The organism is Candidatus Parcubacteria bacterium (assembly GCA_023131895.1).
In the GTDB taxonomy this organism is placed as follows: Bacteria; Patescibacteriota; Minisyncoccia; order Minisyncoccales; family JAGMDC01; genus JAGLYZ01.
The window spans coordinates 165004-190042 of sequence record JAGLYZ010000002.1 but is presented as its reverse complement, the minus strand read 5'-3'; the positions used below and the strand labels follow the sequence as shown (position 1 = coordinate 190042).

24 protein-coding genes, 3 tRNA genes and 1 pseudogene are annotated in these 25039 nt (G+C 33.9%); 27 read left to right on the top strand and 1 reads right to left on the bottom strand.

Features of this window, described 5'->3' with window-relative positions; translation table 11 throughout:
- The first annotated feature begins 101 nt into the window (after positions 1–101).
- The 5 genes from KAT95_01740 (at position 102) to KAT95_01720 (ending at position 3351) form a co-directional block, all read left to right on the top strand.
- The gene (locus tag KAT95_01740) at positions 102–902 is read left to right on the top strand and encodes a DNA-directed RNA polymerase subunit alpha (GenBank protein ID MCK4520569.1); all 801 of its coding nucleotides are present in this window, start codon (positions 102–104) and stop codon (positions 900–902) included.
- Positions 880–1230, top strand: a complete 351-nt coding sequence (rplQ, locus tag KAT95_01735) for a 50S ribosomal protein L17 (GenBank protein MCK4520568.1) — start codon at positions 880–882, stop codon at positions 1228–1230. Before KAT95_01740 ends, rplQ begins: the two co-directional genes overlap by 23 nt.
- A 50-nt stretch (positions 1231–1280) precedes the next feature.
- Complete coding sequence (gene rplM, locus KAT95_01730) at positions 1281–1628, top strand: 50S ribosomal protein L13 (protein MCK4520567.1); 348 nt, start codon at positions 1281–1283, stop codon at positions 1626–1628.
- Positions 1629–1633: 5 nt separating this feature from the next.
- A complete protein-coding gene (rpsI, locus tag KAT95_01725) occupies positions 1634–2137 on the top strand; it encodes a 30S ribosomal protein S9 (protein ID MCK4520566.1) in 504 nt (167 codons plus the stop codon).
- Between the two features lie 539 nt (positions 2138–2676).
- Positions 2677–3351, top strand: coding sequence for a PD-(D/E)XK nuclease family protein (locus KAT95_01720; GenBank protein ID MCK4520565.1), 675 nt, complete (start codon positions 2677–2679; stop codon positions 3349–3351).
- Here the strand turns inward: KAT95_01720 and KAT95_01715 are convergent.
- The gene (locus tag KAT95_01715; protein MCK4520564.1) at positions 3329–4771 is read right to left on the bottom strand and encodes a hypothetical protein; all 1443 of its coding nucleotides are present in this window, start codon (positions 4769–4771) and stop codon (positions 3329–3331) included. The genes KAT95_01720 and KAT95_01715 overlap by 23 nt on opposite strands.
- 173 nt (positions 4772–4944) lie before the next feature.
- Here KAT95_01715 and KAT95_01710 point away from each other — a divergent pair, with 173 nt between their 5' ends.
- The 22 genes and pseudogenes from KAT95_01710 (at position 4945) to gyrB (ending at position 25011) form a co-directional block, all read left to right on the top strand.
- Positions 4945–5118 (top strand): hypothetical protein, encoded by a 174-nt coding sequence (locus KAT95_01710; GenBank protein MCK4520563.1) that lies wholly within the window; start codon positions 4945–4947, stop codon positions 5116–5118.
- Positions 5119–5153: 35 nt separating this feature from the next.
- Positions 5154–5852, top strand: a complete 699-nt coding sequence (locus tag KAT95_01705; protein MCK4520562.1) for a hypothetical protein — start codon at positions 5154–5156, stop codon at positions 5850–5852.
- Positions 5853–5950: 98 nt separating this feature from the next.
- Positions 5951–6673: a peptidoglycan editing factor PgeF gene (pgeF, locus tag KAT95_01700; GenBank protein MCK4520561.1), complete on the top strand. Its 723-nt coding sequence runs from the start codon at positions 5951–5953 to the stop codon at positions 6671–6673.
- A gap of 106 nt (positions 6674–6779) precedes the next feature.
- The gene (locus KAT95_01695) at positions 6780–7448 is read left to right on the top strand and encodes a hypothetical protein (GenBank protein MCK4520560.1); all 669 of its coding nucleotides are present in this window, start codon (positions 6780–6782) and stop codon (positions 7446–7448) included.
- Between the two features lie 331 nt (positions 7449–7779).
- Positions 7780–8991, top strand: a complete 1212-nt coding sequence (locus tag KAT95_01690) for an NAD(P)/FAD-dependent oxidoreductase (GenBank protein ID MCK4520559.1) — start codon at positions 7780–7782, stop codon at positions 8989–8991.
- Positions 8992–9086: 95 nt separating this feature from the next.
- Positions 9087–10349: a UDP-N-acetylglucosamine 1-carboxyvinyltransferase gene (gene murA / locus KAT95_01685; GenBank protein MCK4520558.1), complete on the top strand. Its 1263-nt coding sequence runs from the start codon at positions 9087–9089 to the stop codon at positions 10347–10349.
- Between the two features lie 170 nt (positions 10350–10519).
- Positions 10520–11527, top strand: coding sequence for a rod shape-determining protein (locus KAT95_01680; GenBank protein ID MCK4520557.1), 1008 nt, complete (start codon positions 10520–10522; stop codon positions 11525–11527).
- Positions 11528–11611: 84 nt separating this feature from the next.
- A complete protein-coding gene (gene holB / locus KAT95_01675) occupies positions 11612–12523 on the top strand; it encodes a DNA polymerase III subunit delta' (GenBank protein ID MCK4520556.1) in 912 nt (303 codons plus the stop codon).
- Positions 12524–12559: 36 nt separating this feature from the next.
- Entirely contained in the window at positions 12560–13117 is a 558-nt protein-coding gene (gene frr / locus KAT95_01670; GenBank protein MCK4520555.1) for a ribosome recycling factor, read from the top strand.
- Between the two features lie 104 nt (positions 13118–13221).
- A complete protein-coding gene (locus KAT95_01665) occupies positions 13222–14334 on the top strand; it encodes a site-2 protease family protein (GenBank protein ID MCK4520554.1) in 1113 nt (370 codons plus the stop codon).
- Between the two features lie 85 nt (positions 14335–14419).
- Complete coding sequence (locus KAT95_01660) at positions 14420–15706, top strand: prolyl-tRNA synthetase (GenBank protein MCK4520553.1); 1287 nt, start codon at positions 14420–14422, stop codon at positions 15704–15706.
- A 97-nt stretch (positions 15707–15803) separates the two neighbouring features.
- On the top strand, positions 15804–16844 hold the full coding sequence (locus KAT95_01655; GenBank protein ID MCK4520552.1) for a rod shape-determining protein: 1041 nt from the start codon (positions 15804–15806) through the stop codon (positions 16842–16844).
- A gap of 53 nt (positions 16845–16897) precedes the next feature.
- Positions 16898–17185: an Asp-tRNA(Asn)/Glu-tRNA(Gln) amidotransferase subunit GatC gene (gene gatC / locus KAT95_01650; protein MCK4520551.1), complete on the top strand. Its 288-nt coding sequence runs from the start codon at positions 16898–16900 to the stop codon at positions 17183–17185.
- Between the two features lie 9 nt (positions 17186–17194).
- Positions 17195–18622, top strand: coding sequence for an Asp-tRNA(Asn)/Glu-tRNA(Gln) amidotransferase subunit GatA (gene gatA / locus KAT95_01645; GenBank protein ID MCK4520550.1), 1428 nt, complete (start codon positions 17195–17197; stop codon positions 18620–18622).
- Positions 18615–19133: a hypothetical protein gene (locus tag KAT95_01640; protein MCK4520549.1), complete on the top strand. Its 519-nt coding sequence runs from the start codon at positions 18615–18617 to the stop codon at positions 19131–19133. Before gatA ends, KAT95_01640 begins: the two co-directional genes overlap by 8 nt.
- A gap of 64 nt (positions 19134–19197) precedes the next feature.
- Positions 19198–19268: transfer RNA gene (locus KAT95_01635), tRNA-Met, on the top strand.
- A 116-nt stretch (positions 19269–19384) separates the two neighbouring features.
- Positions 19385–19678: pseudogene (locus KAT95_01630) on the top strand (GIY-YIG nuclease family protein).
- Positions 19642–19712: transfer RNA gene (locus KAT95_01625), tRNA-OTHER, on the top strand. Before KAT95_01630 ends, KAT95_01625 begins: the two are co-directional and overlap by 37 nt.
- A gap of 15 nt (positions 19713–19727) precedes the next feature.
- Positions 19728–19800, top strand: a tRNA-Asp gene (locus KAT95_01620).
- Between the two features lie 74 nt (positions 19801–19874).
- Positions 19875–20909 (top strand): phenylalanine--tRNA ligase subunit alpha, encoded by a 1035-nt coding sequence (gene pheS, locus KAT95_01615; GenBank protein MCK4520548.1) that lies wholly within the window; start codon positions 19875–19877, stop codon positions 20907–20909.
- A gap of 2 nt (positions 20910–20911) precedes the next feature.
- Positions 20912–23005, top strand: a complete 2094-nt coding sequence (locus KAT95_01610; GenBank protein ID MCK4520547.1) for a phenylalanine--tRNA ligase subunit beta — start codon at positions 20912–20914, stop codon at positions 23003–23005.
- On the top strand, positions 23002–25011 hold the full coding sequence (gene gyrB / locus KAT95_01605) for a DNA topoisomerase (ATP-hydrolyzing) subunit B (GenBank protein ID MCK4520546.1): 2010 nt from the start codon (positions 23002–23004) through the stop codon (positions 25009–25011). Before KAT95_01610 ends, gyrB begins: the two co-directional genes overlap by 4 nt.
- Positions 25012–25039: the final 28 nt, after the last annotated feature.

The window sequence follows — 25039 nt, the reverse complement described above, 5'->3', positions numbered from 1 at the left end:
ATAGCATACTAACACTCAAACATTCTAACATTTTAACATTCTGAATTTAAATTATGTTTATATGTTAAGATGCTTAAATGTTTAGATGTTAAAATGATTTTATGATTTCTTTACCTAATAAAATAAAAATTATTGAAAAAAAAGACAACTGGGCTCGTTTTCAAATAGAAGCTCTTTATCCTGGTTACGGTGTTACTGTTGGAAATGCTTTAAGGAGAGTTTTACTTTCTTCTTTGCCTGGTGCTGCGGTTACTCAAGTAAAAATTAGAGGAATTTCCCACGAGTTTTCAACTATCCCAGGTGTTTTAGAGGATGTGGTTTCAATTTTATTAAATTTAAAACAATTAAGGTTTAAGATTCATAGTGATGAGCCGCAAAGAGCAGTTCTTTCTATAAAGGGCGAGAAAAAAGTAAAAGGTTCTGACTTTAAATTGCCGGCTCAATTAGATTTAATAAATAAAGATGCTTTTATGGCTACTTTAACAGATAAGAAAGCAGAATTAGAAATGGAAATTTTAGTTGAGAGAGGATTTGGTTATGAGCCGGTAGAATGGAGAAAAAAAGAGAAATTGGAAATAGGTGAAATGCCTCTTGATGCAATTTTTACACCAGTGAGAAAAGTGTCCTTCCATATAGAAAATGTTATGGTAGAGGAAAGGACGGATTTTGACAGTTTAAAAATAGAGATTGAGACAGATGGGACTATTACTCCGGAGCAAGCCCTATTCCAGTCCTCTGAAATTTTAAAGAAACATTTTTCCTTACTTACAGATATTTTTCAAGAAAAAGAAAAGCCGAAGCCATTAGAAACCGAAAAGCCAGCGAAAAAAGAGAAACCTACAAAGGCAAAGAAACCAGCCATAAAAAAGAAAAAGTATAATGCGAAAACGAAAAGAAGGTAGAAAATTTCATAGGCAAAAAGATCAGCGGAAAGCGCTTTTAAAAACTTTAGCAAGTGCTCTTATTTTGAATGAGAAAATAAAAACAACTGAAGTAAAAAGCAAGGAAGTTTCCAAATTTGTTGAGAAAAATATTACCAAAGCAAAAAAAGGAACAATGGCTGCAAGAAGATTATTAGCCAAGTTTTTTGCTCCTAAAATAGTTAAGAAACTTATAGATGATATTGGACCAAGATATAAGGGGAGGAATGGTGGCTATACTCGAATTATAAAATTAGGAATTAGAAAATCAGACGGAACAAAGATGGCGATAATAGAATTAGTTAAGTAGAATTTGAAAAATTTGTTTTCTTCGCAGAAATACTTTTTAGTTTTTAATTTATGAAGAGAAATACTCATACAATCGATGCCACTAATAAGGTTCTCGGTCGTTTAGCGACTGAGATCGCAGTTTTCTTGCGTGGCAAGCACAAACCTGATTTTACATATAATAAAGATATAGGAGATTTTGTTATTGTAAAAAATGTTGATAAAATTAAATTTACAGGTAAGAAGATAGAGCAGAAAGTTTACTATCATCATACAGGTTTTATGGGTGGTTTAAAAGAAACGCCCTTAAAAGATCTTTTTGAACAAAGTCCTGGAGAAGTTTTAAAAAAAGCAGTTTTCGGAATGCTGCCTAAAAATAGATTACGCGCTAAGATAATAAAACGTTTAAAAATTCAATAATTTTTATGGAGAAAATCAAACCTAAAAAAATAACTAAAGAACCAAAAAAGCAGAAAGAAGTCAAAAAGAAGGAAAAAAGCGCTTCTAAAATAATTGAAAAAAAACCTAAAAAGGTCTCTTCCTCCTATATAGAGGCCATTGGAAGAAGAAAAACATCAGTTGCTCGAGTGAGGGTTTGGACAAGAGGCGAGAAAGAGTTTTTTGTTAATAATAAAGCATTAAAAGATTATTTCCCTGATTTTGAAACGCAAAAAATTGCTGGTGAAAGTTTAGATAAAATGAAAAGTGAGGACAAGTTTAAGATTCAGGTTTTAGTAAAAGGAGGCGGTTTTCATTCCCAAGCTGAAGCAGTAAGACACGGGATAGCGCGCGCGTTAGTTAAATTTAATTCGGATTTTAGAAAACGTTTAAAGAAAGCAGGCCATTTAACTAGGGATCCTAGAATGAGGGAAAGGAAGAAATTCGGACTTAAGCGAGCCCGCCGCGCTCCGCAGTGGAGAAAGAGATAAGGAAGTGTGCGCCGTGCATGGATAGGAAGATAACGGCATGGATTTTGAGGAAAATAAAAAGGGTTCACATTGAAGTGAACCTTGAGCCGAAGCCCTTATGTAAAAAATGTTACCTGCGTGGAGCTTTGAGTTCCTCCGCGGTTGGCTCTTCTTCGCCGTAGTCCAATCGTCCCGCTTTCTTTAGTTCTGTTTCGGGAATTTCTTCTCGATGAAATGCCAGATAGTGAATACATAGAGAATTAGTTATCTGGTCGTTCGGTAACTTGTAGTCGCAGTTAGAACTAAATACACCACAGCTACATACATGGAATCCACGATATCCAGGGCCAGGAATACTTCGACGAAATGCTGCAGTCATCTTGCGGGTCAACTGATCGACGATTGGATGAAGAGATACACGAGCCGATGGTTCAATGTATAGAATACCACTGTCGTTTATCATTTTTTACCTCCTGTTTTTATTATAGCAATCCCACGTAATTTGTCAAGTGTGGCGAGTGCCAGTGCGGTGCGCGCTCCGCAGTGGAGAAAGAGATAATATGCTAACAGAACTTATAGATAAATTTTATTTGGAACAGCAAAGCAATAGAGAGCAGAATCATTTTTATATTACTGATGCGGGCAAATGTCCCCGGGCAGTATTTTTTAAATTTAAAAATGTACCCAGGGAAAAGATGGATGCGCGCATTCTAAGAATATTTGAACGTGGAGAGTCAATGCATATGAACACTATTAATACCTTAATTAGATTAGGTATTGTGGTAGCGGCAGAAATAAAAATCCCTGAACAAGAAATAATTTCCGGCAGAGCAGATGCTATTCTTTCTTTAAATAATGAGCTTTATGTTTTAGATATTAAAAGTATGAACAGTATGATTTTTAGAAACCTAACTGAGCCAAAGCCAGAGAATCTCCAACAAGTCCAGCTTTATCTTCATTATTTTAAAATTAAAAAAGGCATATTGCTTTATATTGATAAAGACCAGCAAAACATTAAAGAATTTGTGTTTGATTATGATGAAAATCTTGTGAAATCTCTTTTACAAGGATTTGAATCGCTAAAAACAAAAATTGACAATAATCTTATTCCTCCAAAATTGGCAGAATCGCCAAATAACTGGCAGTGCAACTATTGCCAGTTTAAAGATGTTTGTTCAACAGCTGGAGATGGAGAGATTGATTGGAATGATTTTAAAAAGAAGATAGAGGAATAAAATTCAAAACGTTTTTTTTAGTAAGAATGTAAAGTTGTTTAAATTCATTACCCCAAGTGAATTTTTTTATTTCTGAACACAATTCATAATTATTTATTTTGTCACGGTCATCGATTTCCATGACTCTTATTTTACTTTCTAAATCAAATATTAAATAATGAGAATTAAACCAGGAAACATCATTGATTTTTTCTGAAAAACGGCTTAGAAATTGCTTGGTCATTGCTTCTTTTTTTGGCTGTTTTTCTTGTTTTTCCAGGAATAAAATCCAGATTTCGTGTTCATTAAAATAAAGGATTTTTTTGCCGTCAGGAGAGAGTTTAATTTCTTTTACTGGCTCAAAGATTTTTTCAAAGTTTTTATCTTTTGAGTTAAATAAAAATAAACTTTGGTTTTCTAAAATAAAAATAAGGCTATTCTCAACTTTTAATTCATATTTAGTTTCCTTTTTTAAAGAAAAAGGAACAATATTGATTTTTTCTTCAGAATCAAAAGATAAATTATTTTTAAAAATATAACCGCGCTGATTAATATAATAAATATTATTGTCTAAAATTTTATAAGTCAATATTTCTTCTAAAACACATCGAGAACAATTCTCGATGTGTTTTAGTAAATCAACTTCAAATAAATTACCATCTTTAAAATAAAATATTATATTTAGCTCTTGAGGATGAAAATCAACTCTTTCTGCGTCTGATTCTAAAAAATCAAGAGGAATAATTTCAGGCGGGCTTTGTTCTAAATCTAAGATATAGTATTGAAGCTGTTCTTTAATCCCGAGTTTCAAGAGGATTTTTTTATTGTCTGAAGAAATATTTAATTTTAATAGCTCTGATTCTTTTTTAGAAATTTCTTTTTCACTAATTAAGTGGTTCTTAAGATTGTTTTCTAAATCAAATATTTTCAAAGCCCATTCATCCTCGTCCGTCGTAGCTTTTTCATCCGCCGAAGCTTTAGCGAAGGCGGAAGCGGATTCTTCAAAAATTAATTTTTCTTGAGATAAAACCCAAAAGTTTTCTACTTTTTTAGTTAAAGTTTTAATCTCTAAATTTTTTGGAATTAAAGTAATGTTTTTCGCTTCAGCAACTTGTTTTTCTTTTATTTCTAAATTTTTTTCCCAGATATTATAATCATTTTTTTCTACCCGAATATTGTATTTTTTTGGCAGCAAGTTATCAATATAAACCGAGCCAAAGAAAAAGCTTGTTTTTTCTTCTATCTTTCCATCTAAAAAAACATCAGCATTTTTAGGAAAAACCTTCACAAACAAACCCCCTGTTTGGGTAATTTTTATTCCGCCGCTTGGCGGATTAAAATCAAAACGATATCCCTGCGAGTGTAAAACCAAAATAGGAGTAATCAGAAAAAATGAAGATATTAAAACAAAAATTGATATAGCCCTGAATTTATTAGTCATAATCTAATTATATCCAAATATTGACAAAAAGGAAAGAGTTTGCTATGCTTATAATTCAGTGAGGGCTTGCTGTTTTTATTATCACCTAATTTTAGGTGTGTGAGCAAGCCCGATGACCTGCACATTTAGAAGTAAAAAAGGAGAAAAAGTAAAAAGAGGTGAAAAGAAAAAAAATGGAAGAAATAGAAATAGAAGAACAATTTAGAAGGGTGAAAGAGAAGGCTAGAATAACTGGAGAATGCCAAAACGTCTTTAATCATGGAGTAGGAATAGTAACAGCTGTCATTTGTCCGAATGGAGAGATTGATGGTTACGATGGCGACGGAAATCGTTGGGAGAATATATAAAAGGTGATTGTAAAAAAGGAGGTAAAAAGGAAAAAATGGGAGAATTTGAAAATAGGATAGAGGAAATTAACAGTCTTTATGCAAAGGCTGTTGGAGGAGAGGAATACGTGTCAATAATGGAAAAGACAAATAAACTAGAGGAAGACATGAAGGAAGGCGGTAAATCAGTAGAGGAGATCGCGGAGGGGATATATAATGGCTTTTTCGGAGAGTATTACTGGGTTAGAAAGTTTTTCACAACCGACCGGCACATATCTATGCTTAAGGAAAGCGTAGGAGAGTATTATCAACAAATAAAGGAGCCGTCGCTTAAGGTGAAATATGGCTATTTGTTGACAGTGATTGTTAGCGAGCTTGAAGAGAACTTTGACGAGGCCAGAAGGATAGAAAAAGAAATCCGTGAGATAGCAAGTAAGACGGGAAATACAGCGTCGATTTTCAGAGAAATAAATGCCAGAGGACTACGCAAGATGAAAGAAAGTGACTTCAGTGGAGCAGTAAAGGTTTTTAATGAGATAAATGATTTCGAGGAAATTTCAAGAGAAGATTTCAGGCACGCCGGGAATATTGTCAACAACAGAGGAGCGGCGAGGATCAGAGGAAACATAGATATCATAGATGGAGCGAGAGATTTGCTGTTAGCAGCGGACTATTATTTGCAGGAAGAAGAACCATCAAGAGGACATCTTGGCGGACTCAGGAACAGATTAAGAGAAGTAATGGAAAAGTTGTGAAAGATAGCACAAATATAAAAAAGTTTTATGCAGAGAATTATATTTATATCTCTGCTTGTTTTTTTGGAAAATTTTGAGGTTTATTGTAAAATAAATCTATGCAGTTTAAAATTTTTAAAAATAAAAACTTAATTCATGGAGTTTCAGATAATTCTTTTGGTTCAATGAGAACTAATAAGCAAGCAATAAAATTTTTAGAATTTTTAGCTTACAAAAATATTAATTCCAAAAATTTGATTTGGGCGCAGCAGGTTTTTAGTTCAAGAGTTCATATCTGCAAACAGAAAGACTTAGGAAAAACCGTAAAAAATGTTGATGGTTTAATTTCCAATATACCCGGCCAGATTTTAGCCACAATTTCTGCTGATTGTGTGCCAATTTTAATATACGATCCAAAACAAAAAGTAATTGCCGCTTTACACAGCGGCAGGAATTGTTTAGTTAAGGGAATTATTAAAAATACTATTGATAAAATGGTTAGGAATTTTAAAACAAATCCAAAAGATGTTTTAGTGGGAATTGGTCCGCATATAAGGGTTTGTCATTATTGGTTAAAAGGAAAAAGTTATCAAAATCTTAAAAATACTAAATTCAAGAAATATTTTGTGAAAAGAAAAGAAAAAATATTTTTTGATTTAACCAAGTTAGCTTTTGACGAACTTTTAAAGTCTGGGATAAAAAGAAAAAATATAGAAGATTGTAAAGTTTGCACTTTTTGTAAATACAAAAAATATTTTTCAGCCCGAAAACAGGAACAATTTCCAAAAATTTACAAAGAAAAAAAGCCCAGGTTTGCTTCATTCATCGGCTTAAAAATTTGACAAACTTTAAAAAAGTGATATTGTTTATTTGATGGTAAGAAAATAAACCATCAGCACATAAGAGTTTAATATAGAAAAAAGAACAGGAGGTGAAAAAAAGAGAAAAATGGAAGAAAAGAAGATAAGGGAAATGGTGAATGAAGCGAATCGGCTTTCGAAAGTTGGTAAGAACGAAGAGGCGTTAGCCCAGTTGAACATGGCTTTTGATGAGATAAATCTTTTGCCTGAAGTCGAGATGCAACAATCTTTGTTGGGATTGACATGGCATTATCGAGGGAGTACTTTGCAGAGAATGGGCAAATATGATATAGCTGTCGAAGCGATAGAAATGGCAATTGCGTTCAGAGAAAATGACCCAATAGCAAAAGCGTATTCTGTATTCCAGCGATTCATCTGCAAGATATACGGCAAGATTACAATTTTTGACGAGGAAATACGGCAAACAAAAATGGTGCTCATAGAGGCAATGGCAGATGACGCGGCGACTATCGCAGATATTGGAAATATGATGCAAAACCTTGCGTATATTAAGCAAGTGAGAGGGGATACAGAGAAAGCCATTTTGTTTTATAAAATGACTTTGGCCGCGCGAAGAGAAGCGCAGGACGAGAGGGGGCTCGCTTTGACAGAAGCAAGATTGGCAGAAGAATATTGGAAAATGGAAGGCAGAGGTGATTTAGCTATGAGTTTCGGCAGCAGAGCATTGGGATATTTCAAAAGAACAGGCGATGTCGAGAGAATAAAGCAAGTGAAAGATATATTCGGCTGGGAGTAGTGCTATAATCGCAAACATTTGCTTAATTAGCGTTTGGCTGAAAAAACAAAAACGCGTTTGGTTAAAATGACTGAACGTTCTTTTTTTATCTATGCGATTTTTTAAAGATTTATATTTGGATAATCTTTATAACAAACTGATACGATCGTGCTGGTTTGTTATGCATTGAATGTTTAACACTTGTCTACTTGACTTTTCTTGCGGTCGCAAGATTATTAAAGTGCACATTTAACATTTGACAAAAATTTGAATGTATAATAAGGTTTATTAGATGGCGAAGAAATAAGCCATTAAAAGTACACGAAAAATTGAAAAAGGAGGATGATGTAAAATGGGGGAAAAAGGAATATTTGACGTGGTAGTAGTTGGAGCAGGGCCGTCCGGATCAGTAGCGGCGAAAACAGCAGCGGAACAGGGATTAGATGTTTTGATGGTAGAAAAACATCACGGAATAGGTATTCCGGTCCAATGCGCGGAAGGAATAAGTGAAGAGGGGTTAGAAATATTAAAAGCTCTTTTAGGAGAAAAGGCAGTTCCGCGTTGGGTAGCTAAGCAGGCAAAAATAGCTGAAATTATTACTCCAGACGGAACTACAATAACAGTGGATAGGAAGGGATATGTTTTAGAGAGAAGAATTTTAGACAAAGATTTGGCAATAAGCGCGCTGAGAGCGGGAGCTGAAATAGTTAAGGGCACAGCAGTTGGGTTTACAAGAAACAAAGAAGCAGATTGTGTGGTAGTTAGGGTGGTTTCATCTGGGCACGATTATTCTTTTCCTGCTAAGATTGTAATCGGAGCAGACGGTCCTGAATCCAGGATAGGTAAATGTGCAGGAGTAGACACAAAACTAAATCCTTCTGATAAAATACTTGGTCAGCAGTATTTAGTATACTCGCCCGAACTTGAAGATTTAGATAGAGTTAGGTGTTTTTTGGGTCCCAAGATTGCCCCTGGTGGCGGTTATGCTTGGATTTTTTCGAAAGGAAACAGTACTGCCAATGTGGGAATAGGAATGTTTGAAGACAAACTTAAGGAGTTTGATATTTCTGTTCCTGATTACTTTTTGAACGGTTTTGTTGGAAGAGTATTCAAGGAATACCAGATTATAGAAAAAACAGCAGGAATAATTCCAGGAGCGCCGCCATCTGATATAGTCGCAGATGATGTAATGTTAGCAGGGGATGCCGCAGGAGCTGTTAATTATATATCAGGAGGAGGATTAAGAACCGGAATGGAATCAGGGAAGATTGCAGGCGAGATAGCAGCCGCAGCTATTTCAAAAGGAGACACTTCCAAAAAAGGATTGGCTGATTACAGGAGAAGAATTTTTGTGGCATTCGGGAAAGATAATGAGCAGTTCCTTACAATGAGAAGGTTTTCCCAGACCTTAACAGACAAAGACTATAATGACTTGGGCCATTCCTTAAAAGATGTAAATTTTTCATCGGAGGCCTCTGCTATCTCTTTGGTAACAACATTGCTTTTCAGCAACCCGGGAATTGCGGCGCGGTTCGCTGTTTTTAAAGTAAAAAATAAATTGTAATAAACGCTCCATTTGAGCGTTCTTTTTTTAAAAACGACCTCTTGAAACTTTAGTTTGACAAAGGTCAAGTTTTTTAATAGGATAAAATTACTGATATGCCAGAGAAATTTATTATTCAAGGCGGGAAACCGTTAAACGGCGAAGTAGAAATTGAGGGATATAAAAACTCTGCTGGAGCAGTTTTAGCTGCTTCTCTTTTGACTAAAGAAGAAGTCATTATTGATAATCTTCCTTTAATGGAAGATGTTTTTACAATGATTGATATTTTAAAAGATATGGGAGTGCGAGTAGATTGGATTGATAAAAGAAAAATAAGAATAAAGGCAGAACAAGTGGATATCAGTAAATTAGATCCAGAAAAAATTTATAAAACAAGAGTTTCAGTTCTTCTAATAGGGCCTTTATTGGTTCGTTTTAGAGATTTTAAATTCTTTCGTCCTGGCGGTGATAGGATTGGTTTAAGGCCTATTACTACTCATTTAGAAGCTTTAAAAAGATTTGGCGTTCAGATTGAAGAAAGAGAAAATTTTTATGATTTTAAATCAGAAAATCTTTTTCCTGCAGAGATTATTTTAAAAGAATTTAGTGTTACAGCTACAGAAAATGTGATGATGGCTGCTTCTTTATTAGATGGTGAAACGACTATTAAAGGCGCAGCTTGCGAGCCGCAAGTCCAGGATTTGGGAGAAATGCTTCAAAAAATGGGAGCGGAAATTCAAGGATTAGGATCGCATACAATTATTATTAAGGGCAAAGAAAAGTTGAATGGTGCTTCACATAAAATTATTCCTGATCCAATAGTAACAGCAACTTTTATAATAGCTGGCTGCATGACTCCCGGTCAAGTTGTTTTAAAAAATATTCGGCTTGATCACTTAGATCTTTTTTTAGATAAATTAGAAGAGATAGGAGTGAGGTTCAAAAAAGGAAATAATTCTATTACTGTTGACTATTCTCCTGATTTGAAGCCGGCGAGAATTCAGACATTTTTCTATCCTGGATTTCCTACTGATTTTTTGCCTTTTACTTCTGTTTTGTCAACTCAAGCGAATGGCAAAACTCTAATCCATGATCCTTTATATGAATCCCGTTTTAGTTATCTTGAAGAATTAAAAAAAATGGGAGCAGATATTGAAATAGTTGATCCTCATCGAGCTATTATTTTCGGCAAGACGCCATTGCATGGTTTGAATATTGAAAGCTGGGATATTAGAGGAGGCGCTTCTTTGATTATTGCTGGACTTTTAGCTAAAGGCACTACAACTATAAATAATATTTATCAAATTGACAGAGGATACGAACGGATTGAAGAACGACTACAGAAGTTAGGGGCGGACATCAAAAGAGTGAGGGTTTAATAAATTACTGGACTTTAGTTAAAAGTTAAAAATGAAAAGTTAAAGTTTTAAGTTAAAAGTTTAATTAATTTAATTTTTTTCTTAAATTCTAATTTTTAATTTTTAACTTTTAACTTGACTAAGCTCGAGTGAACCCTGAACAAAGCGAAGGGGAGCGAGGGCGAAGGAACGTGTTTATAAAAAAAATCGGTATTGACTTAGGAACATGCAATTCATTGGTTTTCTTGCCAAGGCAAGGTATTGTTTTGCAAGAGCCGTCAGTGGTTGCTGTTTCTCTTGATGAAAATAGAATTTTAGCTGTAGGCGAGGAAGCCAAAGAAATGACTGGGCGCACCCCTGATACAATTAGAGTTTATCGCCCTTTGAAAGATGGCGTTATTGCTGATTTTCGGGTAACACAGGCAATGCTCGCATATTTTATCAAAAAAACAGCAGGTTCTTTCAGATTTCTAAAACCAGAATTAATGATTTCTGTGCCAGCAGGAGTTACTTCCACTGAGAAAAGAGCTGTAATTGAGGCAGGTATGAATGCTGGCGCAAAAGCAGTTTATGTAGCTAAAGAACCGATTTTAGCAGCTATTGGCGCCGGTATTCCAATAAATTCCTGCTCTGGCAACTTAATTTTAGATATAGGAGGAGGAACTTCTGAAGTTGCAACTATTTCTTTAGGCGGGATTGTTAATTCTTCTTCAATGAGAGTGGCAGGCGATAAGATGAATACAGCTATATCTGATTATATTAAAAAGAAATATAATTTAGCAGTAGGAGAGCAGACTGCTGAAGAAATAAAAATGAAAATTGGCACTGCCTTGCCGGAAAAAGAACAAAAATATTTAGAAATCCGCGGCAGGGATTTAGTATTAGGCCTTCCTCGGACTATTAAAATTTCCTCAAATGAAGTTTGCAATGCCACTTTCAGTGTTTTAGAAGAAATAATTCAAGTAGTCAAATTAGTTTTAAGGGATACGCCGCCAGAGATTTCAGCTGATATTATGGATAAAGGAATGATTGTTTCTGGAGGCGGAGCTCTTTTAAGAAACATTGACGAGCTTATTACTCAAAATATAGGTATTCCTTGTTTTATAGCAGAAGAACCGTTATTGTGTGTAGCTAAAGGCACTGGAGTAGTGCTTGAGAATTTAGACGTTTATAAAAAGAGCATAATGAGCAAGAAGTAACCATTTTAACATTTAAGCATTCAAACATTTTAACATTTTGTATTTTAAGTTTATGTTTAAATGTTAATATGTTAATATGTTTTAATGATTATTGGTCATAAAAAACAATGGCAGTTTTTAAAAAGTTGTTATGAGATGCAAAAGCTTTCTCATGCTTATTTATTTTCCGGCCCGGAACATATTGGAAAAAAAACACTAGCTGTTGAATTTGTTAAATTTTTAAACTGTGAAGCGGAAAAGCCTTCTCTTAAACCTTGTCAAGTTTGCCGGTCCTGTAAAGATATTGAAAAAAAAGCTTATCCTGATTTTTTATTAGTGGAACCGGAAAAAGAAATTAAAATTAGCCAAATAAGAAAAATGGAGAATGTCTTTTCTCTTTATCCTTCTTTATCCTCATTTAAAATAGCAATTATAGATAAAGCTCATTCTATGACTAAAGAAGCGCAAAATTCTTTTTTAAAAACCTTGGAAGAGCCAAAAGGAAATACTCTTTTTATTTTGATCAGCGAGTATCCAGAAATGCTTTTGCCAACTATTTTATCAAGAGTTCAAAGAATTAATTTTCATCCGGCAAAACAAGAGGAAATTGGAGATTATATTAAATCAAAAAATATCTCTAATGAGAAATTCAGAGAGGTTGTTGAGCTTTCTTTGGGCAGGATAGGTGAAATAATAGACCTTATAAGAAACCCTCATAGGCTAGAAGAGTTTAAAAATAGAATAAGAGAAATTGATAAGCTTACTAAATCAGATTTGTCTTATCGTTTTCAGTATGTCAAGGATTTAACTGAAAAAAATAATGATTTAAAAGAAGTATTAGATATTTGGTTGAGATATTTTAGAAAAAAGTTATTGGCCGCTATTAAGTCCCAAAATATTGACTCATTAACCAGTATAAAAATAACTATTGAGAATATTTCTAAAATACAGCTTTTAATTTCTACTACCAATGTCAATCCAAGGCTATCTTTAGAAACCATAATGTTAGACTTATAATTGAATTTAATTTTATTTTTGTTATTATATAAACATATGAATTTTAAAGAAATTATTAATCAAATTAAACCGGAGATGGAAAGAACAATTGATTTTTTAGAAAGAGAAATGATTAAAGTTCGGACAGGCCGCGCTTCTATTTCTTTAGTAGAAGATATAATAGTAGATTGTTTTAGCCAGAAACTTCCTTTAAAGCAATTAGCGGCAATATCAGTGCCAGAACCAAGAAAAATTACTATCCAGCCATGGGATAAATCATATATAGAGCCGATAGAAAGAGCTGTTTCTAAATCTTCCTTAGGAGCTGCTCCTATTGTTGATAAAGATATAATTCGTATTAGTCTGCCAGCTATGAACGAGGAATACAGAAAAAATTTTTTAAGATTTATTTCTGAAAAGCAAGAAGAGGCAAAAAAAACAATTAGGCATTGGCGTGAGAAGGCATGGGACGAGGTTCAAGAAGAGTTTAAAAATGGAGAAATTAGGGAAGATGATAAATTCCGCGCAAAAGACGAATTACAAGATTTAATTGATGAATATAATAAAAAAATTGAAGAGATAGGTGAAAGGAAGAAAAAAGAAATAGAACTATAAAATAAATTTCTAACAACCAATTATTGCTTTGAAAAATCTGTTTTCTTCGCAATAATTATTAAATAAAAATAAGTTAATTAGATATTAGACATTTTAGAACTTTTATGATTTTTGCTGTTATTGTTTTCATTTTAATACTAAGTTTTCTAATATTTGTCCATGAGTTGGGCCATTTTATTTGTGCTAAAGCTACTGGGGTAAAGGTGGAAGAATTTTGTATTGGTTTTCCCCCAAGGATATGGCAAAAGAAAAAAGGTGATACCCTTTATGCAATCGGTGCTATTCCTTTTGGCGGTTTTAATAAAATTTATGGCGAGATAGATACCCAAAAAATTAAAGACCCCAAAAGTTTTTCCAGTAAGCCAATTAGAATAAGGGCTTTGATAACTATTGGCGGAGTAGCAATGAATGTGCTTTTGGCAGCGATTATTTTTTACTTTTTATTAGGATTTAGCGGGTTTCAATCTCATCAGTCCTTAATTTTTGATTATGAGTTTCCTTTTGGCAAACAAGAGAATTTTGTCATCATCGGAGATATTGCCCAAAACTCACCAGCAGAAGAACAAGGCATTGAAGCAGGGGATATTATAATTGAAGCCAATCGAATGCAATTTGAAAATTCAAAAGAATTTATAAAGTTTATAGAAGAGAACAAAGGCAAGGAAATAAGCCTGTATTTAGAAAATTTTTCTACTCAAAAAACAAAAAATATAACTGTAGTTCCCCGTATTGATCCGCCTGCAGGAGAAGGCGCTTTAGGCGTCGCTTTAGGCAATATTGCTGAAATAAGCTATCCTAGCTTATTAGAAAAATCCTCTTCAGGATTTTTACATTCTTTTAATATTCTGCATTATTCTTTTTTTGGTCTTGGCCATATTATAAAAATATCTTTTCAGCAAAAAGATATTAAACCATTAAGTTCTTCAGTGGCAGGTCCAGTTGGTATTTTGCATTTTACTGAACTAACCATAGAGGCAGGTATTACTGCTGTTATAACTCTTTTAGCTGTGATTTCTTTAGCTTTGGCTTTATTTAATATCCTGCCCATTCCAGCTTTGGATGGCGGAAAACTAGTTTTTTTAGGAATTGAAGCAATCACTAGAAAACCATTTCCTCAAAAAATAGAAGAAAAACTGACTATTTTTTTCTTTGCCTTATTAATTCTTCTAATGATTGTTGTCACTATCAATGATGTCCAAAGATTTTTTATTAAATGAGGTTCAATAATTAAGAATGATTTTCACCGAGAACCGTTCTCGGTTTTTTGTTGATTATTTTTGCTTTTTGGGATACCATAAGAGAATGAGGCAATCGCAACTTTTTACTAAAACATTAAGAGAAGCGCCTAAAGATGAAAAAAGCATTAGCGTTCAGTTTTTAATTAGAGCTGGCTTTATTGATAAACTAAGTGCCGGTGTATACACTTTCTTGCCTTTAGGCTTCCGGGTTTTAGAAAAAATTGAAAAAATAATTTCTGAAGAAATAGAAGAAATAGACGGCAAAAGGATTTTAATGCCAGTTCTTATTCCAAAAGAAAATTGGCACCGAACAGGCAGATGGAAAAGTTTTAAAGAACTTTTCAAGATTAAGGGGAAAAGTGATCAAGAATATGGATTAGGTTCAACTCATGAAGAAGTAGTAGTACCTTTAGTCCAGAAATACGTTTCTTCTTATAAGGATTTGCCTTGTTATGTTTATCAGATTCAAGCAAAATTCAGAGATGAAATTAGAGCAAAATCAGGCATTTTAAGGACCAGAGAATTTCACATGAAAGACCTTTATTCTTTTCACAGAGATGAAAAAGATTTAGATGGATATTATGAAAAAGTAAAAAAGCTCTATTTTAAAATTTTAAGAAGAGTGGGTTTAGAAAATAAAACTTATTTAACATTGGCTTCAGGTAGCACTTTTTCTAAATTTTCCCATGAGTTCCAGACCATAACTTCAGCTGGTGAAGATATTATTTATATTTGCCAAAACTGCGGTTTAGCTATTAACCAGGAAATTAAAAAAGATTATTCAAAATGTCCAGATTGCGGAAAAAGTAAATTCAAAAAAGAAAAAGCTATAGAAGTAGGCAATATTTTTAAATTAGGCACAAGGTATACTGAGCCGTTTGATTTTAAATTTATTGACAAAAATAGTACTAAGAGATTAGTAATAATGGGATGTTATGGTATTGGTCTTAGTCGTTTAATGGGGACAATAGTAGAAATTTATAATGATAAAAATGGAATTATCTGGCCTAAAGAGGTAGCGCCGTTTGATATCCATTTGATATCATTGTCAGATACTACGAGGTCTGTCCTCGCAGCGTCAGAGAAGATATATAAAAATTTATCCGCCTTCGCCAAAGGCTTCGGCGGACAAGGCAAAGGAATTGAAGTATTATATGATGACAGGCAAAATAAATCTGCTGGCGAAAAATTCGCTGATGCTGATTTAATTGGAATACCAATAAGAATTGTGATAAGCGAACGAACCCTTAAAAGTGACTGTGTAGAATTTAAAAAACGAAATGAGAAACAAATACGATTAATAAAAATCAAGAATATTTTTTCAGAGTTAAAAATTAAAAGTGAAAAATGAAAAGTTAAAGTTTTAAGTTAAAAGTTTTTTTAATTAAATTATTCATAACTTTTAACTTCTAACTTTATACTTTTAACTTATTTTGGTGTTCAATAAAATATTTTCATATTTATCTCAGGATATTGCTATTGACCTTGGGACTGCTAATTCTTTAGTTTATGTAAGGGGCCAAGGAATTGTTATCTCTGAACCTTCAGTTGTCGCTTTAAACCAGAAAACTGGTCAGATTCTAGCTATTGGAGATGAAGCAAAAAAAATGGTAGGCAGAACTCCTGCTTATATTATAGCAAGCAGACCTTTAGTAAAAGGAGTAATTTCTGATTTTGAAGTAACGGAACAAATGCTGAAGTACTTTCTTGAAAAGGTTAGTAAAAGCAGGATTAGTTTTATTGCTCAGCCAAGAATAATTATTGGTATTCCATGCGGTGTTACTGAAGTAGAAAAGAAAGCTGTCCAAGATGCTGCGAAATCAGCTGGAGCGAGAAAAGTTTATTTAATTGAACAGCCAATGGCAGCTGCTATTGGAGCAAGATTGGCGGTCCAGGAGGCAGGAGGAAATTTTATTGTTGATATTGGTGGCGGAACAACCGAAATAGCAGTCATCTCTTTAGGAGGAATGGTCATAGCTAAAAGTTTGAGAATAGCTGGCGATAAACTTAATGAGGACATAATTTATTATGCCCAAGAGGAATATAAATTATTAATCGGAGAAAGAACAGCAGAAGAAATTAAAATTGGCATTGGTTCTGCTTATCCTTCAAAAGAAAAAAAAGAAATGCCGATGAGGGGAAGAAATTTAGTCACTGGCTTGCCTGAAGAGATTACTGTTTCTGACGAGGATGTTCGCAAAGCATTGGAGAAATCAGTAAAACAAATTGTAGATGAGATAAAGGCTACTGTAGAGGAAACACCGCCAGAACTTTTAGCCGATGTTATGTCAAAAGGAATATATCTTGCTGGAGGAGGTTCATTGCTTAGAGATTTAGACACTCTTATTACCAAAGAGACCAAAATTCCGGCTAAAATTATTGATGACCCTTTAACAGCAGTGGCTCGGGGGGCAGGAATGGTTTTAGAAAAATTAGATGAACTACAAGAGGTTTTAATAGAAACAGAAGAAATGGAACCGCCGAAATAAAAATCATTCAAACATATTAACATAATTTAAATTCAGAATATTAAAATGAATTTATGATTTCTGAGAAAGAAGTAAAACACATTGCAAAACTTGCTCGGTTGAGTTTGAACACGAAAGAAATAAAAAAAATGGAGAAGGAGCTTTCTTCTATTTTGGATTACTTTGATTTATTAAAAAAAATAGATGTTGAGAAAGTTGCGTCTTTCAGTTATTCTTTTTCAATTGAGAATGTAATGAGAGAGGATTTGGCTGAAAAACAGCCAAAAGAAAAAAATGATAAATTATTAAAGGCAATGCCAAAGAAAAAAGAAAGATACCTAAAAGTAAAAAGCGTGTTGTAAATTTATACTATGGATATAACTTCTTTTAACATTAAAGAAACGCATCAAAGATTGATTAAAAAAGAATTTTCAGCATTAGAATTAGCTAAGGTCTATTTAGATAAAATAAAAAAACAAGATAAAAAAATCAATTCTTTTTTAACAGTTTGTAATAATTTAGCTCTTTCTCAAGCTAAAGAAATAGATAAGAAAATTTCAAGAAAAGAAAAAATAGGTTTATTAGCTGGAATTCCTTGCGCTGTTAAAGATAATATAATGATAGAGGATATTAAATGTACAGCTGCTTCAAAGATTTTAGAAGATTATATCGCTTGTTATGATGCTACAGTAATAAGAAGGCTAAAAGAATCAGGAGCAGTGATTTTAGGAAAAACAAATTTAGATGAGTTTGCTATGGGTTCTTCCTGTGAAAATTCTGCTTTTGGAGCGACGAAAAATCCTTGTGATTTAAAGAGGGTCACGGGCGGTTCTTCCGGCGGTTCAGCTGCTGCAGCAGCAGCTGAGCTATGCGGTTACGCTTTGGGCTCTGATACTGGCGGATCTATCCGCTTGCCTGCATCATTTTGCGGAGTAGTTGGTTTAAAACCGACTTATGGAGCTGTATCCCGTTATGGCCTGATTGCTTTTGCTTCTTCCTTGGACCAAATTGGACCGCTCGCCAGAACAGTAGAGGACGCCCAGATAGTTTTTGATGTTATCAAGGGTTGGGATGAGATGGATAGCACAAGCATAGAAACTAAGTCATTAAGTCACTTAGTGACTAAGTCTTTAAAAGACTTAAAAATTGGTGTGCCAAAGGAGTATTTTATAAAGGGAATGGATCCAGAAGTTGAAAAAATAATTAAAAAAGCAATTAAAAAATACGAAGACATGGGTGCCAAGATTGTGGAAATATCTCTGCCTAATACGAAGCATGCTTTAGCTGTTTATTATATTATCAGCAATTCAGAAGCAAGCGCTAATCTGGCTCGTTTTGATGGAATAAAGTACGGCTTCTCCGCAAATTCGAAAATCCAGAACTTAATAGACGTTTACCTAAGAAGCAGGAGCCATGGTTTTGGAGATGAAGTAAAAAGAAGAATAATGCTTGGAACATATACTTTATCTGCTGGTTATTATGATGCTTATTACTTAAAAGCTCAAAAAGTTAGAACTTTAATTAAACAGGATTTTGATAATGCTTTTAAAAAAACTGATATTCTTTTAACTCCGGTTTCTCCTACTACGGCTTTTAAAATAGGCGAAAAAATTGATGACCCTTTACAAATGTATCTTTCTGATATTTTTACCATTTCAGTCAATTTAGCTGGCTTGCCTGCTTTGTCTTTGCCATGCGGTATGGCTGGCAGATTGCCAGTCGGCTTGCAGATTATTGGCAACAGCTTTGAAGAAGAAAAAATTTTAGAGACAGGCAAGGCATTAGAAAACTATGAATGATATTTATAATATAATTTCATACTTGACTTCAGCTGAATCAAGAGAAACACTACTTGTTTTTCGAAATGGCTTTTTTCTTTTTTCTTTTTTCTTTGTTATTATTATCATCATTCTTTTTCTTAGAACTAATTGGAAAAAATATGCTTTTTTAGAGGATACTGTTCATTTCTTTACTTTTAGACCTTATGGAGCTAAAAAATTTACTAAATCCTGGCAGAGAATTTCTAAAAAATTAAAAACCCGCGAAGAGCCAGAGTATAAACTGGCTATCATTGAAGCAGATACAACATTAGATGATATTTTAGAAGAAGTGGGATATAAAGGAGAAAAATTTGAAGATAAAATAGATAAAGTAAGCCCAGTTGTTATTTCTAATAAAGAAGAAATTTTAGAAGCGCATAAGATTAGAAACAGCATTGTTTATAATCCTAATTATAAAGTAGAGTTTGAAGAGGCAGAAAGAATATTAGAAATTTATAAAAAAGCGCTTTCTGATTTGGGGATTTTGTGATCATTAGTCATTGACTTTAAAATGAAAACAAGGTAAAATTTATAATAGATTTTGTTTTTATTATAGCGGCGTGGAGAAGTAGTATCTTACAAGCCTCATAAGCTTGGGACCCAGGTGCAATTCCTGGCGCCGCAACACTTCGACTACGCGAAGCGGAGGAGAAGTGTCCTGAGCAAGCCCCGAATATAAATGAGTGGCGAGCCGAAGGACATTTTATTTTTCTGTCTCCGCTTCGCTCAGTGCAAGCAAATATTAAAAAGTAGTTTGTTTATATTATTCAGTGTAAAGATAGAAGTTTTTATATTGGCGTAACTCCTGACATCAAAAGACGATTTCAAGAGCATAAAGAAGGACGAGGGGGAAGATATACAAAATTATTCAAGGTAGATAAACTTGTATATTATGAGAGATATTTTAATAAAAAGGAAGCACTGAAACGCGAAAGACAAATTAAAGGATGGCGAAGAGAAAAGAAAGAAAATTTAATAGAGCATGGAAATCCTAAAGTGCCGAGGAGTAGACCGGCGTCTAAGACCGTCTCATAAGCGGCCAATGTGGGTTCAACTCCCGCCCTCGGTACTAATTTAATTTTACGGTCGCGTGGTGTAGCGGTTAACATGTCGCCCTGTCACGGCGAAGATCGTGGGTTCAAATCCCATCGCGACCGCAAGAATATGCTGGATTTATAATCCAGTATTTTTTTGTTTTCCACAGTTGATTTTAAGTTTAAAATAAGTTAAAATGAATATAATAATGGATATAAAAACAATAAAAAAAGAGGCGAAAAAAGATATAGATTTGTCTAAAAATTTAAAGGAATTAGATGATGTTTATAAGAAATATCTGGGTAAAAAAGGAGAAATTACCCAGGTTTTGCGTTCTTTAAAAGATCTTCCTGAAAGACAAAAAAAAGAAACAGGAATGCTGGCTAATAAAATCAAGAAAGAATTAGAAATAGATATAAAAGAAAAAAAATATGTGTTTCAATCTGCTGACTGGCTGGCAAATAAATTCCATGATATTTTTGATATTTCTGTTCCAGGCAAAAAGCCATTAGTTGGTCATCTTCATCCTATTACTATTGTAAGGCGAAAAGTTGAAGAAATTTTTCAGCAAATGGGTTTTTCCGTTATTGAGGGTCCTGAAGTAGAAACAGAATGGTATAATTTTGACGCGTTAAATATTCCAAAAGACCATCCTGCTCGAGACGCTTGGGATACTTTATGGCTAAAGCCAGAAAACAAAAAATTATTATTAAGAACGCATACATCGCCAGTACAAATTAGATATATGAAAAAACACCAGCCGCCTTTGAGAATTATTGTTCCTGGCAGGGTTTTCCGACATGAAGCCACTGATGCTTCCCATGATGTTCAATTTTATCAATTAGAGGGATTGATGATTGGTAAAGATGTTTCAGTGGCTAGTTTTAAAGCAATAGCAAAAGAATTTTTTCAGAGATTTTTCAATAGAGACATTAAAATACGATTAAGACCAAGCTTTTTTCCTTTTACTGAACCAAGTTTTGAAATAGATATAAGCTGTGTTAATTGCCAGGGTAAGGGATGTAGTGTTTGTAAAAAAACTGGCTGGGTAGAAACATTAGGATCTGGCATGGTTCATCCCAATGTGTTGAAAGCCGTGGGATTAAATCCAAAATTCTGGCAGGGTTTTGCCTTTGGAATAGGTTTGGACAGATTAGCAATGATGAAGTATAAAATAAATGATATTCGTCTTTTCTATTCAAGCGATTTGCGATTCTTAGAACAATTTTAATTATGATATTTTCTTACAACTGGTTACAATCGTTTTTCAACCTGACCTCCGCTAAAGCTTCGGCGGACAAGGAAAAATTACCTAAGCCAGAGAAATTGGCAGAGGTTTTGACTATGCACAGCTTTGAAGTGGAAAGTTTGGCAAGGAAAGGCAAGGATTGGCTCTTAGATATTGATGTTACTCCTAATAGGGCAGGTGATTGTTTTTCTCATTTAGGAATTGCCAGAGAAATAGGAGCAATAGCTAATCTTAATTGCCGAGAACCGTTCTCGGTTATTAAAGAGGATGAAAAACTAAAATCCAACGATTTTATAAAAATTGAAGTTAAAGATAAAAATTCTTGTCCAAGATATACTGCCAGAGTTATTACTGATGTTAAAGTAGGGGATTCGCCTAAATGGATTAAGGAAAGATTAGAGGCCTGCGGCTTGCAGCCAATCAATAATATTGTTGATATTGCTAATTATGTTATGTTAGAGCTTGGCCAGCCCCTGCATGCTTTTGATTTTGGAAAAATCGAAAGTGTAAATTCAAAATTCAAAACAATCATTATTAGAAGAGCAAAAAAAGAAGAAAAAATCACAACTTTAGATAATCAAAAATTTGATTTAAATAATAATATTTTGATAATTGCGGATTCTAAAGAGCCGTTGGCTATTGCTGGGATAAAGGGCGGGAAAAAAGCGGAAATTGATAAAAATACAAAAACAATAGTTTTAGAATCAGCTAATTTTGAGCATAGGATTATCCGCAAGGCGTCAAAATTATTAACCCTAAAAACAGATGCTTCTTGGCGTTTTGAACATGGTCTTGACCCAAATTTAACTGAAGAAGCCATAAATAGAGCAGCAGATTTGATTCAAGGAATAGCAAAAGGGAAAGCGGCAAAAGGATTAAAAGATTTTTATCCCAAAAAAGTTCTTCCTAAAAAAATTAAATTAGATTTAAATTATGTTGAAAAGCTATTAGGAGCAAAGATTCCACAAAAAGAAATAATACGAATTCTCAAAAGTTTAAATTTTCAATGTAGTGAGAACGGTTCTCGATGGGTTATGGTTGAAGTTCCAACCTTCAGATTAGACATTTCTATTCCAGAGGATTTAATTGAAGAAATTGGCAGGATTTACGGTTATAAAAAGATTGAGCCAGTAATACCGTTAAGCAGTTTAATCCCCCCAGAAAAAAATGAAGATATCTTTTGGCAGAATTTTATTAAAAATATTTTAAAAGAGCTTTGCTTCACAGAGGTTTATAATTATTCCTTTATCAGTGAAAAAGACAAAGAGATTTTCATAAACTCTACGAGAACTGTTCTCGTAGAAATAGAAAATCCAATGAGTGTTGAGCAGAAATATTTAAGGCCAACATTGCTCATTAATTTGTTAAAGAACATTAAGAGCAACATTAAAAATTATGAAGAGATGAAGCTTTTTGAAATCGGAAAGAGGCATACAAAAGATTCAGTACGAGGGATAGACGAAAGAACAATGCTTTCTGGAATAATTATCAAAAAAGATAAAAAAGAATTGTTTTATGAATTAAAAGGAATAATTGGCTTGTTGTTAAATAAATTAGGAATTAGTGATATCTGGTATAATGAACACAAAGTATCTTTTGAGGATATTAAACTTTGGCATTTGGAAAAATGCGCTGAAATCAAAATCAGCGGAGAAAAAATCGGATTTTTAGGAGAAATTTCTCCCAATATTTTGGAGAGTTTTAAGATAAAGAAAAATGTTTGCGCTTTTGAAATTGATTTTGAGAAATTAAAAAAGCTTTGTTTAGAGGAACAAGAATATCAGCCGATTTCTGCTTATCCAAGCGCTATAAGAGATTTAGCCCTTTTAGCGCCAAGAGAAGTAAAGGTAGTGGATGTTTTAAATACAATAAATGCTTCTGGAGGAACCTTAGTAAGGGATGTTGATTTGTTTGATATGTATGAAGGCAAAGAGCTTCCAGATGGCAAAAAGAATTTAGCTTTTCATATAATTTATCAGGCGAAAGACAGGACATTGCTTTCAAAAGAAATAGATGAGGTTCATAATAGAATTATTAAAGCATTAGAAAAAAACCCGACTTGGGAAGTAAGAAAATGAAAAAAACAAAAACAGAAACAAAAAAAACAAAGGAGAGTTACGGAGCGAAGGATATATATGTACTTGAGGGTCTTGAGCCGGTTAGGCGAAGGCCTGGAATGTATATTGGTTCAACTGGTTCTGAGGGACTGCATCATTTGGTTTGGGAATGTGTTGATAATAATATTGATGAAGCAATAGCTGGCTTTTGCAGTGAAGTAGAGATTATCCTTTCACCTGGAAACAAAGTTTCAACTAAAGACAATGGCAGAGGCATTCCAGTAGATATTCATCCACAAACAAAAAAATCAGCATTAGAAACAGTAATGACTACTCTACATGCTGGAGCAAAGTTTGGAGGCAAGGCATATCAAGTAGCTGGAGGCCTTCACGGTGTTGGAATATCAGTCGTCTGCGCTCTTTCTAAATCCATGAAAGCAGAGATTTGCCGAAATGGCATAAAGTATACGCAGGAATATTCTAAAGGCAAGCCAATTACTAAAGTCAAAAAAGATGGAAAATGCAGGCACACTGGGACCACAGTCATTTTTGAGCCAGATCCAGAGATTTTCAAAGACATTACATTTGATTTAAAAAAAATAATAAATCACTTGCGCCAGCAGGCATATCTAACAAAAGGCATAAAAATAAAAATTAAAGATGAAAGAGAAGAAAAGAAAAAAATCTATAATTTTTATTTTGAAGGCGGATTAACTGCTTATGTTAAGCATTTAATTAGGGGAGTAGAACCAAAAAATGATAATATTTTTTACGTCTCAGGAGAAAAAGACGAGATTTTAGTAGAAACTGCTTTCCAATATACCCAGGAATACGAGGTATACGAAGAGAGTTTTACCAACAACATTTATACTGGAGAAGGCGGCACCCATCTTACTGGTTTTAGAGCTGCTTTAACAAGGGGCTTGAATGATTATGCTCGGAAAAACAGTTTAATTAAAGAGGGAGATGACAATCTTTCCGGGGAGGATGTAAGGGAAGGGTTGACAGCTGTGGTTTCTGTAAAGATAAAAGAGCCGCAGTTTGAGGGACAAACCAAAGCAAAGCTAGGAAATCCAGAAGCAAAAGTAGCAGTAGAAACAGTTGTTTTAGAGGGATTAGCCGATTTTTTAGAAAGAAATCCTCAAGACGCCAGGGCTATTATTGGAAGCTGCCTTTTATCTGCTAAAGCCAGAAAAGCAGCTAGAGCAGCCAGACAGACAGTTTTAAGAAAAGGCGCTTTAGACGGTTTGGCTTTGCCTGGCAAGTTAGCTGATTGTTCTTCCAAGGATCCAGAAGAATCAGAGCTTTATATTGTAGAAGGTGAGAGTGCCGGCGGAAGCGCGAAAGGAGGCAGAGACAGGAGATTCCAAGCAATTTTGCCGTTGAGAGGGAAAATTTTAAATACCGAAAGGGCGCGTTTAGATAAAATTTTGGATTCAAAAGAAATCAAATCATTAATTATTGCTTTAGGCACTGCGATTGCTGAAGATTTTAATCTTGAGAAAATTAGATATCATAGGGTAATAATAATGTGCGATGCGGATTCTGACGGAAACCATATCCGTACATTGCTTTTAACTCTTTTCTTTAGATATTTTAAACCAATTATTGAAGCTGGCTATCTTTATATCGCCCAGCCTCCGCTTTATAAAATTCAAATAGGTTCAAGGATTGAGTATGCTTATACTGATTCAGATAAAGTTGAAATTTTAAGCTCAATAAAAGAAGAGAAGAAGAAGCAGAGAAAAGCTAAAACTCAAACTAAAATTAAAGCTCAAAAAGAGATTATTGAAGAAGAGAAAATTTCTGGTGTAAACATTCAACGTTATAAAGGTTTAGGAGAAATGAATCCAAATCAATTATGGGAGACAACTATGGATCCTAAAAACAGGGTTTTGTTAAAAGTTAATATTGAGAACGCTAAAGAAGCAGATAGAATTTTTGATACTCTAATGGGTGAGGAGGTTTTGCCTCGCAAGAAGTTTATTCAAACACATGCGAAAAAAGTAAAAAACCTTGACATTTAACTATTTTTTCATAAGATAAAGATGAAGC